Source organism: Maribacter luteus (genome assembly GCF_009674825.1).
Taxonomy (GTDB): Bacteria; Bacteroidota; Bacteroidia; order Flavobacteriales; family Flavobacteriaceae; genus Maribacter_A; species Maribacter_A luteus.
Genome location: NZ_WKJH01000028.1, coordinates 24,745 through 41,663, shown reverse-complemented (window position 1 = coordinate 41,663; position 16,919 = coordinate 24,745). Strand labels below are relative to the sequence as shown.

The window sequence follows — 16,919 nt, the reverse complement described above, 5'->3', positions numbered from 1 at the left end:
CAGCTATTTTAATTTGGGAGGATTTACTTTAGTTGCGGATTATATGTGTTTTAAACCTTCATAGACGGTTATGCTAACAGCGTTGGCTAAATTAAGGCTTCTCACATGCGGACTGTAAAGTGGTATTCTGTATAGTTTGTCGATATTGTTTTTGGTTATGGAATCAGGAAGACCTACCGATTCCTTTCCGAATACAAAGAACATGTCATCTTCATATTCTATGGACCAATGGTCTTTGGTGCCGTGGCTGGATAAGTAAACGAGGTTTTTATTGTTATGTTTTTTGTAAAAATCTTCTATACTATCATAAATATAGAGGGAAATATGGGGCCAATAATCCAATCCTGCCCGTTTTAATCTTTTGTCATCAATTTCGAATCCGAAGGGTTTGACTAAATGGAGGTTTGATCCCGAAGCCAAGGCTAAACGACCAATGTTTCCGGTGTTATTAGGGATTTCAGGTTCAATAAGAACGATATTGAATGGCATTTATTTTTGAATTGAGTGTAAGTAAAAACGTTCGACCTTTTCCCTGGCCCATGGCGTTCTGCGCAAAAAACGCAGTGATGATTTGATGGTCGGGTTGTTTTTAAAGCAATTGATGTTTATTTGGTTGGCCAGCTCTTCCCATGTATAATTTTTGGTAAGATGTTCTAGGATATCCGTTAGTTTTACACCGTGTAAGGGGTTGTTGGGTTGCTCGTTACTCATTTTTATTGACTGATTAAGACAAATGTAGTGGTTTGTAAAGCAAAATGAAACCCATCGGGGGCGATTCATCCCACGAAATCCAATTGTATTATTTATTAGAAAACAGAAAGGCAACCGAAATATTAGCGGTTGCCTTATGTTTGTTAAGATAAAATGGTGTTTTTTACTTTTTAAGAACTCTGTTCAACACCATATCCTTGTCCATTTTTTTAGTACAGAAGAACCAGTCTTTACAGTCGATATCACCATCTTCCATTCTATCCTTGGCCGTGCCGCATGAACCGGCTGGCCCAATGATTACATCATCTCCTGGGTACCAATCCGCAGGTGTGGCCACATCGAACTCATCGGCAGTCTGTAGCGCTATGATCACCCTATAAAGTTCATCAAAATTCCTTCCTAGGCTTAATGGGTAATAAATAATGGTTCTGATGATTCCCTTGGGGTCAATGAAGAACACGGCCCTTACCGCTTTCGTTGAATCTTCATTAGGTTGGATCATTCCATATTTTTTGGCGACATCCATGGTAATATCCTCGATCAATGGAAAATTGACCTCGACATCCTTCATTCCCTTGTATTCTATTTTTTCTTTTATTGTGCGCAGCCATGCTATATGGCTATAAAGACCATCAATAGAAAGACCTACAAGTTTGCAATTCGCTTCATTGAATTTTTCCTCCATTGTTGCGAACGTCATGAATTCTGATGTGCAAACAGGGGTGAAATCTGCAGGGTGACTAAAAAGTATGACCCAATTCCCTTTATAATCAGCTGGGAAATTGATTTCGCCTTGTGTGGTGATCGCTTTAAATTCTGGAGCTGCATCGCCAATTCTTGGCATGCTGATAGCTTGTTCCATTTGTTCTTCCATTTCTTATATATTTTATTGGATTACTAAAAATTGAATTTAAAGGTAGCCGCTAAGCGAGCTTGTAAAAAGCTACTAATGTTACATAAAATGTGATTTATGAATTCATTAACAATGGAGGGAGGGTGTAAAATGACATCAAGGTTAATTGGGCTAAGAAATGATTTGAGAAATGGTGTAAAATGAAAAAACTCCGGTAATCAGCCGGAGTTTATTCATCAATCAAAAAACGAACAGTCATGATAAACTGTTGTTAACTATAAAATTACAATATATATGCCAACTTTCCAATTTAAGGAGAATTTAACATAATAGGAATTGCAATTGTTTATCCTAAATAGGTTTTTAGGATCTTACTTCTTGAAGTGTGTTTTAGGCGTCTAATCGCTTTTTCCTTGATTTGACGCACCCTTTCCCTAGTAAGGTCAAAGGTTTCACCGATTTCTTCCAAGGTCATTGAATGTTGCCCTGCCAAACCAAAGTAAAGACGAATGACATCGGCTTCCCTTGGTGTTAAGGTTTCCAAAGCTCGCTCTATTTCGGTGCGTAAAGACTCGTGCAATAACTCCCTGTCAGGATTTGGGGATTCCCCACTACGAAGTACATCGTATAAGTTAGAATCCTCACCAGCGATCAATGGGGCATCCATTGATACGTGCCGACCTGAGTTTTTCAAGGATTGTTTAACATCCTCAACGGTCATATCCAATTCCTTGGCAATTTCTTCGGCAGAAGGCATTCTTTCATGTGCTTGCTCCAAAAATGCAAAGGTTTTGTTTATTTTGTTAATAGATCCGATTTTGTTCAAAGGCAAACGAACGATACGGGATTGTTCTGCCAGTGCTTGTAATATGGATTGACGAATCCACCATACGGCGTATGAGATAAATTTAAATCCACGCGTTTCGTCAAATCGTTGTGCCGCTTTAATCAATCCTAAGTTTCCTTCATTGATCAAATCGGGTAGCGTAAGTCCTTGGTTCTGGTACTGTTTGGCGACCGATACCACGAATCGAAGATTGGCCTTTGTGAGTTTTTCAAGAGCGATCTGGTCGCCTGCCTTGATGCGTTGTGCCAATTCTACTTCTTCATCTGCTGTAATCAAATCCACTTTGCCGATTTCTTGCAAGTACTTGTCCAAAGATGCGGTTTCCCTATTGGTAACCTGTTTTGTAATCTTAAGCTGTCTCATCTACTGTATTTAAGTTCAATTTGCATAGACTGCATATACTTATACGTAAAAAAGATTCAAATGTTACAAAAGGGTTCAAATTATTTACCAAAATGCATAAAAAAAGCCCTGACGGGTATCGTCAGGGCTTGGTATTACATCGATTTATCGATTAATCTCTTCTGGGTTTACGATCTCTGTTGTCCCTTCCGCGACGATCATCCCTTCCACGATTACGGTCGTTACTACGAGGCGGCCTTTCTACATAACCTTCTGGTTTTGGTAAAAGGGCTTTTCGAGAAACTTTTTCCTTACGTGTTCTTGGGTCAATACCGAAGTATTTTACATCAAAAACATCACCCATGTTCACTACATCGCTGACATTTTCCGTGCGTTCCCAAGCCAATTCGGAAACATGTAACAATACTTCATTTCCTGGGGCATCCATATATTCAACAACAGCACCAAAATCTAACATTTTGATTACTTTCACTTCATATACGCTACCTACTTCAGGTTTGAACAATAAGGAGTCTATTTTTGCCAATACAGCATCGATTCCTTCTTGACCCGTACCTAAAATCTCTACGATTCCTTCTTCGGTAACGGGATCTTCATTGATAACTATAGTTGTATTGGTAGCTTTCTGTAATTCTTGGATAACCTTACCACCTGGGCCGATCAAAGCACCGATAAACTCATTAGGTATAACACGTGTCACCATTTTTGGAGCGTGTCCTTTAACATCCGCATTCGGAGTTGCAATGGTATCGGTAAGCAAGGATAAAATATGCAAACGACCTGCTTGGGCTTGTTTTAGTGCTTTTACAAGAATTTCATAGGATAATCCCTTTACTTTGATATCCATTTGGCAAGCAGTAATACCATCTGCGGTACCTGTAACTTTAAAATCCATATCTCCTAAGTGATCTTCATCACCCAAAATATCGGAAAGAACGGCATAGTCGCCAGATTCACTATCGGAAATTAATCCCATAGCAATACCGGAAACCGGTTTTTTCATTTGAACTCCAGCATCCATCAACGCCATTGTACCGGCACAAACCGTAGCCATTGAAGAGGAACCGTTAGATTCCAAAACTTCTGATACTACTCTTACGGTGTAAGGACAATCAGCAGGAATCATACCTTTTAAGGCACGTTGGGCCAAATTACCATGACCTACCTCTCTACGTGAAGTACCTCTGATAGGTCTTGCTTCACCTGTTGAGAAAGGAGGGAAGTTATAATGAAGGTAGAATGTCTCTTCGCCTTCATAGGAAGGCATGTCTATTTGGTTAGCTTCTCTTGAAGTTCCCAAAGTAACGGTCGCCAAAGCTTGGGTCTCACCACGGGTAAAGATTGATGAACCGTGGGTAGAAGGTAAATAATCAACTTCACACCAGATAGGTCTGATTTCGTCGGTTTTTCTTCCATCTAAACGTAGACCTTCTTTTAAGGTAAGGTCACGTACAGCGGCTTTTTCGGCTTTGCTATAATATTTGGATACCAATCCACCGATATCTTCCAATTCTTCCTCTGAGAAAGAAGCTTTGATTTCTTCTTTGATTTCTGCGAAAGCAGCACTTCTTTCATGTTTTGAAGAACCGGCTTTGGCCACGGCATAAACCTTATCATAGGCCATATCATGTATTTTCTTGGCCAATTCCTCATCTTCTCTTTCAGGTTCGTACTCACGAACCTCTTTTTTGCCAAATGCTTCTGCTAGCTTTATTTGTGCGGCACATTGTACTTTGATGGCTTCATGGGCGAATTTAATGGCTTCGACCATTTCTTCTTCAGAAATCTCTCCCATTTCACCTTCTACCATCATGACAGAATCGGCAGATGCACCGATCATCATGTCAATGTCACTTTCTTCTAATTGTGCCCTTGTAGGGTTAATGATGAATTCACCGTTAACACGACCTACCCTTGCTTCTGAAATAGCACATTCAAAAGGAAAATCAGATAATTGAATTGCAGCAGATGCTGCCAAACCGGCCATGGCATCTGGCATAACTTCATCGTCATGGGACATTAACTGGATCATTACCTGGGTTTCAGAATGATAATCCTTTGGGAAAAGTGGACGCAATACCCGGTCTACCAACCTCATGGTCAATACTTCACCGTCACTGGGTCTAGCTTCCCTTTTAAAGAATCCGCCTGGATAACGACCAGCAGCGGCAAACTTTTCACGATAATCTACCGTTAGGGGTAGGAAATCAACATCAGATTGTTTGTAATTTGATACTACCGTACATAGTAACATACATTTTCCTGATTGTACAACAACAGAGCCATGGGCCTGTTTTGCCAATTTTCCGGTTTCGATAGAAATTTCCCTACCGTCACCAAGGTCAATGACCTCTTTAAATACTTTTGGAATCATAAATTCGATTTAAAACCTGATTCTTTCAGGTTTATTATACAATGGTCTATCCGACATTCTTTCTGGTCGGATTTGTTGTGTTGTTGTGTCTTGACCAATGAAAAACTGTGTGCAGCTTTTTGTATTACCCTGAATTCAATTCAGGGATTTTGGGTAATAAGTACTGAAATAAATTCAGTTTTATAAAAAAGGGGAAGCCTAGCTTCCCCCTTGATTTTTATTTTCTAATGCCTAACTCCTTGATAAGCTCACGATATTTTACAATATCTTTCTTTTTCAAGTAATCCAAAAGACTTCGTCTTTTACCTACCAGTCTTACCAATGAACGTTCGGTATTATAATCTTTGTGGTTTTTCTTAAGGTGACCTGTCAAATGGTTGATGCGATGTGTAAACAAAGCAATTTGACCTTCCGTAGAACCTGTGTTCTCCTCTTTACCGCCGTGTTTTTTAAAAATCTCGGCCTTAATCTCTTTCGTTAAATACATTCCAATATTGTTTTTAATGATTTTTATGTATCCGATTGATTTTCAATCAGGGCGCAAAGATAATAATATTTTCGGTTAAAAAAGGTTTTTTATTTACGAACTGGATTGTTCTGAATCAAATCGATATAAAGATTTATTTTTTTCTTTAAATCCCTTCTATGCGTTATAAAATCCAGGAAACCATGTTCTTGAACAAATTCGGCAGTTTGGAAATCCTCAGGTAAATCTTTGCCTGTGGCTTCCTTGACTACACGTGGACCTGCAAAAGCGATCAATGCACCGGGTTCTGAAATGTTGATGTCACCCAACATCGCGTACGATGCGGTGGTACCACCGGTCGTTGGATCTGTACACAAAGATATATATGGAAGCTTAGCCTCTGCCAATTGTGCTAATTTCACCGAGGTCTTTGCCATTTGCATCAAAGAAATGGCAGCTTCCATCATTCTGGCGCCACCTGATTTCGAGATCATGACAAAAGGAACTTTCTTCTTAATGGCATAATCGATCCCCCTTGCTATTTTCTCACCAACAACACTTCCCATTGAACCTCCGATAAAGTTGAAGTCCATACAAGAGATGACGATATCCTTTCCTAAGGATTTGCCATACCCCGTACGAACTGCATCTTTAAGACCGGTTTTCTTTTGGGCCGCTTTTAAGCGATCTGTGTACTTTTTGGTATCCGTAAATTTAAGAGGGTCCTTTGCATGTAATTTGGCATCCAATTCGGTGAATTTATTGTCGTCGAAAAGAATTTCGAAATATTCTTTACTACCGATTCGAACATGATAATCATCTTCAGGACTGACGTAATAATTCTTCGCCAATTCTTCGGATTCAACTATCTTACCTGTTGGGGACTTGTACCACAAGCCCTTTGGGGTGTCCTTTTTTTGTTCAGTAGCTGTCTGAATTCCTTTTTCCTTTCTTTTAAACCACAACGACATATCTTCCATATTGGGTTAAACTACTTTTATAAAGTATTTACATTGTTTAAATCTTCGAACGCTTTTTTCAATCGGGCAACAAAGGTTTTTTCCCCTTCACGTAGCCATACCCTTGGGTCATAATATTTTTTGTTTGGCTCATCTGCACCTTCAGGGTTGCCGATCTGGGATTGAAGATAGTCTTTTTTATCTTGAACATAATCCCTAACCCCGGATAAGAATGCATATTGTAAATCGGTATCGATATTCATTTTAATTACACCATAACCGATTGCTTCCCTAATTTCTTCAACTGAAGATCCTGAACCGCCGTGGAAAACGAAGTCGATATGATTGTGTTCAACACCGTATTTTTTGGTGATATATTCTTGGGAGTTCTTAAGGATTTTCGGAGTCAATTTTACGTTACCGGGCTTGTAAACACCATGTACGTTACCAAAAGCGGCAGCAATCGTAAATCTAGGGCTAACTTTAGAAAGCTCTTCATAAGCGTAAGCTACTTCCTCTGGTTGGGTGTATAGTTTGGAATCGTCAACGTCTGAATTGTCAACACCATCTTCTTCACCTCCGGTAATTCCCAATTCTATCTCCAAGGTCATTCCCATTTTGCTCATTCTTTCAAGGTACCCTTTGCAGATTTCGATATTTTCTTCAATAGGTTCTTCGGAAAGGTCGATCATATGTGAGCTGAACAAAGGTTTTCCAGTTTCGGCAAAATGTTTTTCACTGGCATCTAACATACCATCGATCCAAGGCAATAATTTTTTTGCACAGTGATCGGTATGAAGAATAACGGTAGCACCATATGCTTCGGCCAATTGATGTACGTGTTTTGCTCCGGCAACTGCACCTAGGACAGCGGCACGTTGATTTTCGTTTGATAATCCTTTTCCTGCGTTGAACTGGGCACCACCGTTAGAGAATTGAACGATAACCGGTGAGTTTAACTCTGCTGCGGTTTCCAATACGCCGTTAATGGTGTCAGAACCTATAACGTTAACGCCTGGTATGGCAAATCCTTTTTCCTTTGCATAATTAAAAATTTCCTGAACTTGATCTCCGGTGGCTACACCTGGCTTTATGTTATGGGCCATAATTATATAGTATTTAGATTTCTTAAAAAGTGAAGTGCAAAAGTAATAAATAATTAGGTCTAAAAGGGATAGTTTATGCCTATTTGTAGTACGGAATTTGCAAAATTATAATCCCTGAACCATCTTTTTGAAATTTCTTCGGCAGGGTTATAGGTTTTAAAGCCTAAATCTACACGAATCAAGAAGTATGTAAAATCATATCGAATACCAAAACCGGTACCCAAGGCAATATCGGCCAAGGATTCAATACCGTTGAAAGTTTTGTCTGGGTCATCCTCACTGTCCAAAACGTTCCATATATTTCCCGCATCGGCAAAAATCGCCCCTTTAATGTCACCTACTACAGGGAACCTATATTCCAGGTTCAAGGCCAACTTTAGGTTAGCTTCATTAAAATCATTGGTTTCATCGGTTTTTCCAGGACCAAGGGAATACGGGTTCCATGCCCTGTTGTCATTTGAGCCCCCGGCAAAATAACTACGAACAAAGGGAATATTGTCAGAATTGCCATATGGTATGGCGATACCAAAGAAACTTCTAAAGGCCAACACCTTAGATTGCCGTAAATCCCAATATTTAATATAGTCGAATTCAGTTTTAATGTATTGGGAGAAGGGCACGCTGAAAACCAACCGGTCCCCATCACTGTTTTCGTTAAAAGGAATAATGTTGGTCAATGCTGAAAGGAAGTTTCCGGCACTTTCGACTTTCCAGCGAAACCGATGAAAACTATTGTCGGTAATCCCAGCTTTATTATTCGTGTTGTAGGTATAATTCGTAGCGAAAATCAGGTTGTTTTCCGTAAGTCGGTCCCTTCTTTCCTTAATACCTCTAACATCGTCATAGTCATCACTCGAAGAAGAGATATCGCCATCAATAATTGCGTCTATAAAATCATTGGCTCCATTGGGTATGGTCAATTCGGGGTTATTACTGTCATCAGAAGTCTCAAAATATGTCGCAAGTTCTGGGTATTCGTCCGCATCATCATAGGAATCGGCAATTTCGTCCAAACTTTCATAGGTGTTTTCGTAAACATAGAAAAACCTATCCGGGTTTACATTTTTTACATATTGTATGTTCAGAAGTTCAATGCTATGTTTCTTAAGGTCGTTGGGAGACCAATTATATCCTAAAATACTATTCAAGGTTTGTTTGTCCAGCCCAATGTTTTTCTGAAAACTGGTCCCAAGGGAGAGTCTGGTTTGGGGTAGGGAGTAATTCGGGATTATTTTATTGGTATTGATAAAAGGGAACCATATTCGGGGAATGGTTAGGTTGATGTCTGCGCCAAACTCCAAAAGATTTAAGAAACGATTGTCTGTCGCGGTTATACTTTCATCATTGGACGATCCTACATTCAACCTTCCTGTTAAACTTAGGTTTTCAGCCCCTTTAAAAAGGTTTCTGGCCTGTAATGACGGACTAAAAGCTAAACCGACTTGTTGAATGTTGGAATGGGAAACGTCCAAATCCATACCCAGGGAGTACTTGGGTCGCTCGGTCAAATATATATTGGCCGTAAGCCCAGTTTGTGTACTATCGGTCTCAAAGGCTATTGAGGGGTATTTGAAAACGTTCAGGTTCGTAATTTGTCTATAGGTTCTTGACCGGTTCATTTCCCTATATATACTGTCCTTTTCAAAAAAGATGGCATCGGCCAATGTTTTGGGTTTATACCTTAATTTATCTTTATAATAAATGGTATACCCGTCATAGTCGATAACATTGTTACCTGTTTCTTCGCCATTGAGTATAAAGTCGGTATAAATGTTTATTTTTTTGAACTTTTCTATCTTATATTCAGAAGTAGAGACATTATTGTTGTTTCTAAGTCTTAGGTTGTCAATATTCATATCGACACTCATTTTCTGGTCGTTCCCTGCCTTAGTGGAGTCTCTGGTAATGGCATAATTGATAGAGCTTTCCTGAAAATTTCGTATTCCCGTATTTCTGAAAATCGAGGTCAATCTTTGGCGTTCATTCTCAAAATCAACAAGGTCGAATTGTTCTCCGTCCTTTATTAAAGATTCGGATTTATGTAATTGATAAATGGAATCAATGGTTTTCGAGGATATTTTATTCGTTATACCATCGATCATGTATGGGTTGCCCAGGGTGATCTTGTAATCGATTTCTGCTCTTTTGGAGCGTCTAAGTGTATCGATTTCATAGGTGGTGTTATTGTTGAAGTACCCCTTACTACTGTAATAGGCCTTTAGTCTTTCCAAAGACCTTCGGGTGTTGGAAGTGTCTATGATAGAAGGGGGTTCCCCAATGTTTTTAAGCCATTCGCTCAATCCTTTGACCAAAAAAGATTCGCCTAGTCTATCGACTTGTTTTTCGGAAAGTAATCGCACCAACCGATCCTTTCTTTTTTCTTTTTTATATAACCAATTTTGAAAGGATGAATCTGGATCTTGTTTCGCGAGATTATAGAGGTTCAATCTTAATGGGTAGCCTAATAAAGTGCTGTTAGGATTCTGGATTATAAGGCTATGTATATCCTCATTGTTCACTTTTTCATCATCCGCATAAATATTGTTCTTGGTAAGAAGCAGTTCATTTTCGTCTACCCGCTTCAAGGTATTACATGAGGCAAGTGCTATGGCAAAAAATAATAGGCTTATTTTAGCGCTGGGGTTTTTAATACGAAACACTATTCTCATAGAAATCAAAAATACATTATTTCAATGGTTGGTAAAAGCCAAATAAAGTTTATAAAAAGCTTACAGCAAAAAAAGTACCGAATTCAACATGGAATGTTCGTGGTAGAGGGTATTAAGACGGTTAGGGAGCTTTTGGACTCCAATTTCGAGGCCCATAAAGTGTATGCAATTAATAATAATCTGGTCAGTGCCGAACAAGTAAATGTTGAGTTGGTTTCGGAGGCCGATCTTAAGCGTATAAGTAACCTGAAGAACCCGAATAAAGTTCTTGGGGTATTTAAATTTCCCTTGGTAAAACCAATAGAGGAACAAGGATGGATTTTGGCGTTGGATGATGTTCGCGACCCGGGAAATATGGGAACGATAATTAGGCTTTGTGATTGGTTCGGTGTTAGGCAACTGGTGTGTTCGGAAAATACGGTCGATTGTTTTAACCCAAAAGTATTACAGGCAACGATGGGTTCCATTACCCGGGTCAATATAGTGTATACCGATTTACTCCAATTTATAAAATCTTCCGAACTATCGGTTTATGGTACATTTATGAACGGGGAAAATGTACATGTAACAAAAATGCCCGAAAAAGGAATTCTGGTAATGGGAAATGAAGCGAACGGTATCTCTAAGGAAATCGCGGATTTGGTAAACCATAAAATAACCATTCCACAATTCGGTGGTCAAAAAACGGAGAGTCTTAACGTGGCCACCGCTACTGCCATTTTTTTGAATGAAATAAGAAGATCGGAAAAGTGATGGGGGGATTTGGTATCAAATCGGCCAGTTGTCTTTTCTGATAATCACCATTACTCAAAAGTGAAGTTGATAAATAATCCTCTGGTTCGAATGCCGTTCAAATTACTTGTCCATGGGCTATCAGGGTCGTTATCGGGAACAAGTTCGTCGGTAATGGCGAAGACACCTCTTATGGAAGGTGTAAACTTAAAGTATTCCAAGTAAAAATCTATTCCGAAACCCAATTCATAATTGTAGACCATTTTTTTCATTCGGAACGTACCGGTCGAGTTGTCATCCAAGCTATCCTCGTTACTCCCTAAATTCATGGAAGCTGAAGCGCCTCCGATTAAAAATGGCTTCCAGTTCCCTAATCTTCTGGTATTGACTTTCAGAAGTAAAGGAAAATTGATGTAGGTAGATTTAACCTCCCTGATCGCATCGCTTTCTTCGGTGAACCCCGGAAAACCTAAAGTTCTGGTGTTGTATAATAGTCCCGGTTCAAAACGAACATCCAAGAATTCGTTGATGCGCATTTCGCCAATAAGCCCCACATTGAATCCAAATGATTTATCGACCAAAATGTGTTTGGCATCATTCTTATAATCAAATTTGAAATCGTATTGGTTAAAACCTAAATAATATCCCCAATTTAAGAAAGGTTCATCCTCATTCTCCAAATTTATGATGGGATCCTCATTAAATTGCGCCATTATCGGTTGACTCAGGAAAGTCATTCCGATCAGGATCAATATAAATTTTTTCATAGTTTATTTTGTGGCTATGTAAATAGATGCAACCCCAAAGGTTTGCGGTTTGTTCACTACATCTATAAACCCGATTTTACGTAAAATATTGTTGAACTCTTGTCCATGTGGAAAAACTGAGGCCGATTTACTAAGATACGCATAGGCAGAATCATCTTTCGAGAATATTCTACCTATCTTGGGCAGTATGTATTTTGTGTAAAGACCATACCCTTGCTTGTAAGGTGTTTTGGTTGGGACCGAGGTTTCCAAGACAACGAAAGTGCCCTTAGGTTTCAGTACCCGACGAATTTCTGCAAGGCCTTTTTCAAGGGTTTCGAAATTTCTAACCCCGAAAGCGACAGTAACCGCATCAAAAGTATTATCCTCAAAAGGAAGGTTTTCGCTATCGCCCACTATCATTTCAATGGTTTTGGCCAGTTTTTTATCCAGTACTTTTTGCTTACCTACCTCTAACATTCCTGGAGAAATGTCCAAACCAATAATTTTTTTTGCACCGGTATCGACAAGATTAATGGCCAAGTCCCCTGTTCCTGTTGCTATATCCAATAACATATCCGGTTTTTTCTTCTTCAGGATGGCCACTACCCTTTTACGCCATTTAATATCTATTCCAAATGAAATGACACGGTTCAGTCCGTCATAATTTCCCGAAATTTTATCGAACATTTGGGTTACCTGTTCTTTTTTCCCAAGTTCTGAATCTTGATATGGAGTTACTTTTTTGGTCATTGAAAAAATTTGGGCAAAGATACGATTTAGGTAATAGTTTGGCTTTTATTTTATTATGAAACCGTATAGGTGTTAAACTATTCAACCTTTAAAATGGGGATGAACCTAAAAAAAATGTAATTTTGTCGCGCATTTTATGCATATATTTATTCAATGGGCTGTTTGTTAGGCGTATTACTTCTTAAAATATTTCTATTTGAAAAGCAATTAAGATATGATGTTCTTAACTGTGAAATCAATACATGTAATCAATGAAAATTATTATTGCCGGTGCAGGTGAAGTGGGTTTTCACCTAGCTAAATTACTCTCCTACGAATCTCAGAACATAACGCTGATAGATACGGAGAAAGAGAGTTTGATGTATGCTGATAACCATTTGGATATTAAGGTATTGAGGGGTGATGCTACGTCGATTTCATTATTGCAGGAAGCAGAGGTTCATCAATCTGAATTGGTTATAGGTGTTACTTCTTCGGAAACGACCAATATTACTTTTTGTATGTTGGCCAAACAGTTGGGGTGTAAACGAACCATCGCAAGGATTTCGAATACTGAGTTTATCCATAATAAAGACCTTATTCGTTTTACCGAATTGGGAATAGATGAGTTGATATCCCCGGAACAGCTGGCTGCTTCGGAGATACAATTGTTATTGAACAAGTCGGCTTTTAATGATACGTATGAGTTTGAGGGGGGCGAATTGATTATGATCGGGGTCTCTTTACAGAAAAAGGCACCCTTTGTGGGTAAAATGGTCAAAGAAGCGGCCCAAATATTCCCAGAGCTTCATTTTATGCCAATTGCCCTACAACGATTGGGTACACAGTTTACGGTAATTCCCCGAGGGGATACTGTCTTCAAGGAAGGTGATCAAGTGTATTTCATTACAACTCCGGAGGGCGTTGATGAATTGTATAAACTGACCAATAAAAAGAAAGAAGAAATCAGGAACGTGATGATTCTTGGCGGTAGCAAGGTTGGTTTTAAAACGGCAAGGGACTTGTGTGCCAAGAAATTCAATGTTAAAGTTATAGAAAAGAACAAGGAAAAGGCTTTTGATCTCGCCGATGACCTGCCCAATGCACTTGTTATTAATGGGGATGGTAGAAATGTTGAGTTGTTGGAAGAAGAAAGTTTGGATTCTATGGATGCCTTTGTGGCCGTAACAGGTAACTCGGAAACCAATATCATGTCCTGTCTAGTTGCCAAATCCAAAAACATTAAGAAAACCATAGCTTTGGTTGAGAATATGGATTATTTTCAGCTTTCGCACTCAATTGGTATCGATACATTGATCAATAAAAAACTATTGGCCGCGAACCATATTTTCAGGCATATTCGAAAAGGGGAGGTCGTTGAGCTTATGAGACTGAACAATATCAATTCCGAAATTCTTGAATTCGAGGTAAAACCATCTTCGAGGGTGGCCGGAAAGGTAATACGGGAAATTGATTTTCCCCGTGAAGCTACTATCGGAGGTATTGTAAGAAACGGGAAAGGGATCATTGCCCTTGGAGGGTTCAAGATAATGGCAGGTGATAGGGTAGTGGTTTGTAGTCTTCCTGAGGCTATACCTAAAATTGAACGTTTATTCCTTTAATATGTCGTTGAACTCCAAAATTATTTTCCATTTAATGGGGCTACTGTTGCTCTTTAATGGTCTTTTTATGCTCTTTGCCGCCATAATGAGTGGGGTGTATAAGGATGGGGCAACTTTGGATATTGCCTTGGCATCGATTACATCTATGTTCGTTGGTACCACGGCTATGTACTTTACCAGAAATCACAAGAAGGAGGTAAAACGAAAAGAAGGGTACATTATCGTAACCTTTGGTTGGATCGTAATGTCGATTTCCGGAATGTTGCCTTACTTGTTCTCAGGAGCTATACCTGATGTTACCAATGCTTTTTTCGAAACCATATCGGGTTATACCACAACAGGGGCTACGATTTTGGATGATATCGAGGTCTTGCCGGAAGGTATTCTTGTTTGGCGAAGCCTAACCCATTGGATCGGGGGAATGGGAATCATTGTATTGGCGATAGCCATACTTCCGTTATTGGGTATTGGGGGCATGCAGTTGTTCGCGGCCGAAGCACCCGGCCCAAGTGCTGATAAACTACACCCTAGAATTACCGATACCGCGAAACGCTTGTGGTATATTTATGTTGGGTATACCATCGCGGAAACCATCTTGTTGAAATTGGCCGGAATGTCGTTTTTCGATGCTTTGAACCATTCCTTGGCCACCCTGTCCACCGGCGGGTTTTCAACCAAAAATGCTAGTTTGGCCTATTGGAACAATGAGCCGTTAATACAATATATTGTAATTCTTTTCATGTTTTTGGCAGGTAGCAACTTTGTACTTAGCTATTTTGCTTTTAAGGGAAAGGTGCAGAGAATCCTTAGGGATGAGGAATTCAAATTCTATTTCGGTTTTATAGTATTGTTTTCAATAGTTGTTGCCTTAGTGGTTTATTTTAAGGCCAATATTCCGGTTTCCGAGTATCATCCTATGCCTTATGGAGAAGCGGAAAGTTCTTTTAGGCACGCTCTTTTCCAAGTGGTCTCGGTCATTACCACAACTGGTTTCGTTACGGCAGATTTCACGAACTGGACCCCATTTGTAAAAGTTTTCTTTTTTGGTTTGTTTTTCCTTGGTGGTTCCGCAGGATCAACGGCCGGTGGTATAAAAGTAATGCGACACCTTTTGATTATAAAGAACGGTTTGCTGGAGTTTAAGAGAACCTTGCATTCCAATGCGGTAATTCCCGTACGCTATAACAACAAGACGGTGAGGGAGCATATCGTTTATAATGTAATCGCATTTTTTGTGTTGTATATGTTATTGTTCATAATCGGTTCCTTGGGATTGAGTTTCTTGGGGTTGGATTTTGAATCATCTGTGGGTGGCGCGGCTTCATCATTGGGTAATGTAGGTCCTGCTTTGGGGTCACTACACCCTCTAAGTAATTTTAACGGATTGCCGATGTTGGGAAAATGGTGGTGCGGTTTTCTAATGCTTTTAGGAAGATTGGAACTTTTTACCGTACTGATTATCTTGACTCCGTATTTTTGGAAAGACGTATAAAAAAACAACCCGCTATTGCGGGTTGTTTTTTTGTAAATATATTGATTGTATTTCTATAAGACCGCTTTTATTCTTGAGATAGCTTCCTTTAATTCGTCTTCTGAAGCGGCATAAGATATTCGAATACAGTTAGGGTTACCAAAAGCGGCACCGGTTACTGTGGCGACATTCGCATTTTCCAATAAATAAAGTGCAAAATCCGATGCATCGTTGATTTTAGTACCGTTCAGGGTTTTTCCAAAGAAACTGGAAATATCAGGGAATACATAAAAGGCCCCTTCAGGAACATTGAGGTTGAAACCTTCTATTTCCCCTAATAGTCCAAGAACCAAATCTCTTCGTTTATGAAACTCATCGATCATAAACTGTATTTTGCTCACTGGTGCTTCCAAAGCGGTAATCGTAGCTCTTTGGGCAATGGCATTGGCGCCACTGGTGTTCTGACCTTGAAATTTAGTACAGGCCTTGGCGATCCATTCAGGAGCTCCGATATATCCAATACGCCATCCGGTCATTGCGAATGCCTTGGAAACCCCGTTTACTGTTATGGTACGGTCGTACATACCTTCAATGCCTGCAATACTTACATGGCCACCCCTAAAGTTGATATGTTCGTAGATTTCATCCGATACCACATAAATATTTGGATGTTTCTTAAGAACTTCTGCCAATCCTTTGAGCTCTTCTTCGCTATATACAGAACCACTAGGGTTACAAGGCGAGCTGAACCACATCATTTTGGTTTTAGGTGTAATGGCAGCCTCAAGTTGTTCGGGCGTCATTTTAAAATCGGTGTCTATACTGGTAGATACTTCCACGGGAACACCCTCTGCAAGCTTTACGATATCGCTGTAACTGACCCAATAAGGTGCCGGTAAAATAACTTCGTCCCCTTTATTCAACATTATCATGGCTATATTCGCCAAGGATTGTTTGGCCCCTGTTGATACAACGATTTGGTTTAGCCCATACTCAAGATTGTTGTCCCTTTTGAATTTGTTGGATATGGCTTGTTTTAAGTCAGCATAACCGTCGACCGGTGAATAGCTGCTGTAATTCTCGTCAATTGCCTTTTTTGCTGCATCTTTGATAAAATCGGGAATGTTAAAGTCGGGCTCACCCAAACTCAATCCAATAATATCCTTGCCTTGGCCTCTTAATTCCCTGGCTTTTGCAGCCATCGCCAATGTGGCCGATGTGGCCATATTGTTAATTCTGTCTGATAAATGGTTGTTCATCTAATGTAT

At 39.6% G+C, this 16,919-nt stretch carries 15 protein-coding genes; 3 read left to right on the top strand and 12 right to left on the bottom strand.

What is annotated here, in order from left to right; translation table 11 throughout:
* Window positions 1-39: 39 nt before the first annotated feature.
* The 9 genes from GJ691_RS16505 to tamL all read right to left on the bottom strand — a co-directional run bounded on the left by GJ691_RS16505 (window position 40) and on the right by tamL (window position 10,348).
* Window positions 40-489, bottom strand: coding sequence for a tRNA (cytidine(34)-2'-O)-methyltransferase (locus tag GJ691_RS16505; RefSeq protein WP_154368903.1), 450 nt, complete (start codon window positions 487-489; stop codon window positions 40-42).
* Window positions 490-711, bottom strand: a complete 222-nt coding sequence (locus GJ691_RS16500; RefSeq protein WP_154368901.1) for a VF530 family protein — start codon at window positions 709-711, stop codon at window positions 490-492. It lies immediately after the preceding gene.
* A 163-nt stretch (window positions 712-874) separates the two neighbouring features.
* The gene (locus GJ691_RS16495; protein WP_154368899.1) at window positions 875-1,585 is read right to left on the bottom strand and encodes a peroxiredoxin; all 711 of its coding nucleotides are present in this window, start codon (window positions 1,583-1,585) and stop codon (window positions 875-877) included.
* Window positions 1,586-1,910: 325 nt separating this feature from the next.
* The gene (locus GJ691_RS16490) at window positions 1,911-2,774 is read right to left on the bottom strand and encodes a sigma-70 family RNA polymerase sigma factor (protein ID WP_013304569.1); all 864 of its coding nucleotides are present in this window, start codon (window positions 2,772-2,774) and stop codon (window positions 1,911-1,913) included.
* Between the two features lie 151 nt (window positions 2,775-2,925).
* Entirely contained in the window at window positions 2,926-5,148 is a 2,223-nt protein-coding gene (locus GJ691_RS16485) for a polyribonucleotide nucleotidyltransferase (RefSeq protein ID WP_154368897.1), read from the bottom strand.
* A 217-nt stretch (window positions 5,149-5,365) separates the two neighbouring features.
* On the bottom strand, window positions 5,366-5,635 hold the full coding sequence (gene rpsO / locus GJ691_RS16480; protein WP_154368895.1) for a 30S ribosomal protein S15: 270 nt from the start codon (window positions 5,633-5,635) through the stop codon (window positions 5,366-5,368).
* 89 nt (window positions 5,636-5,724) lie between these two features.
* Window positions 5,725-6,585: an acetyl-CoA carboxylase, carboxyltransferase subunit beta gene (gene accD, locus GJ691_RS16475; RefSeq protein WP_154368893.1), complete on the bottom strand. Its 861-nt coding sequence runs from the start codon at window positions 6,583-6,585 to the stop codon at window positions 5,725-5,727.
* Between the two features lie 26 nt (window positions 6,586-6,611).
* The gene (gene fbaA / locus GJ691_RS16470; RefSeq protein ID WP_154368891.1) at window positions 6,612-7,679 is read right to left on the bottom strand and encodes a class II fructose-bisphosphate aldolase; all 1,068 of its coding nucleotides are present in this window, start codon (window positions 7,677-7,679) and stop codon (window positions 6,612-6,614) included.
* A 59-nt stretch (window positions 7,680-7,738) separates the two neighbouring features.
* Window positions 7,739-10,348, bottom strand: coding sequence for a translocation and assembly module lipoprotein TamL (gene tamL / locus GJ691_RS16465; RefSeq protein ID WP_179955157.1), 2,610 nt, complete (start codon window positions 10,346-10,348; stop codon window positions 7,739-7,741).
* A gap of 24 nt (window positions 10,349-10,372) precedes the next feature.
* On the opposite strand from tamL, the gene GJ691_RS16460 reads away from it, so the two are divergent.
* Window positions 10,373-11,101, top strand: a complete 729-nt coding sequence (locus GJ691_RS16460; protein ID WP_154368889.1) for a TrmH family RNA methyltransferase — start codon at window positions 10,373-10,375, stop codon at window positions 11,099-11,101.
* Window positions 11,102-11,151: 50 nt separating this feature from the next.
* Here the strand turns inward: GJ691_RS16460 and porT are convergent, their stop codons facing one another.
* Window positions 11,152-11,847 (bottom strand): type IX secretion/gliding motility protein PorT/SprT, encoded by a 696-nt coding sequence (gene porT, locus GJ691_RS16455; protein WP_154368887.1) that lies wholly within the window; start codon window positions 11,845-11,847, stop codon window positions 11,152-11,154.
* A 3-nt stretch (window positions 11,848-11,850) separates the two neighbouring features.
* Window positions 11,851-12,579 (bottom strand): bifunctional demethylmenaquinone methyltransferase/2-methoxy-6-polyprenyl-1,4-benzoquinol methylase UbiE, encoded by a 729-nt coding sequence (ubiE, locus tag GJ691_RS16450; RefSeq protein ID WP_154368885.1) that lies wholly within the window; start codon window positions 12,577-12,579, stop codon window positions 11,851-11,853.
* Window positions 12,580-12,830: 251 nt separating this feature from the next.
* Between ubiE and trkA the strand changes: the two genes are divergently transcribed.
* Both trkA and GJ691_RS16440 read left to right on the top strand, forming a co-directional pair.
* Window positions 12,831-14,180 (top strand): Trk system potassium transporter TrkA, encoded by a 1,350-nt coding sequence (gene trkA / locus GJ691_RS16445; RefSeq protein WP_154368883.1) that lies wholly within the window; start codon window positions 12,831-12,833, stop codon window positions 14,178-14,180.
* Between the two features lies 1 nt (window position 14,181).
* On the top strand, window positions 14,182-15,672 hold the full coding sequence (locus tag GJ691_RS16440; RefSeq protein ID WP_154368881.1) for a TrkH family potassium uptake protein: 1,491 nt from the start codon (window positions 14,182-14,184) through the stop codon (window positions 15,670-15,672).
* Window positions 15,673-15,725: 53 nt separating this feature from the next.
* Here the strand turns inward: GJ691_RS16440 and GJ691_RS16435 are convergent, their stop codons facing one another.
* A complete protein-coding gene (locus GJ691_RS16435) occupies window positions 15,726-16,910 on the bottom strand; it encodes a pyridoxal phosphate-dependent aminotransferase (RefSeq protein WP_154368879.1) in 1,185 nt (394 codons plus the stop codon).
* Between the last annotated feature and the right edge of the window lie 9 nt (window positions 16,911-16,919).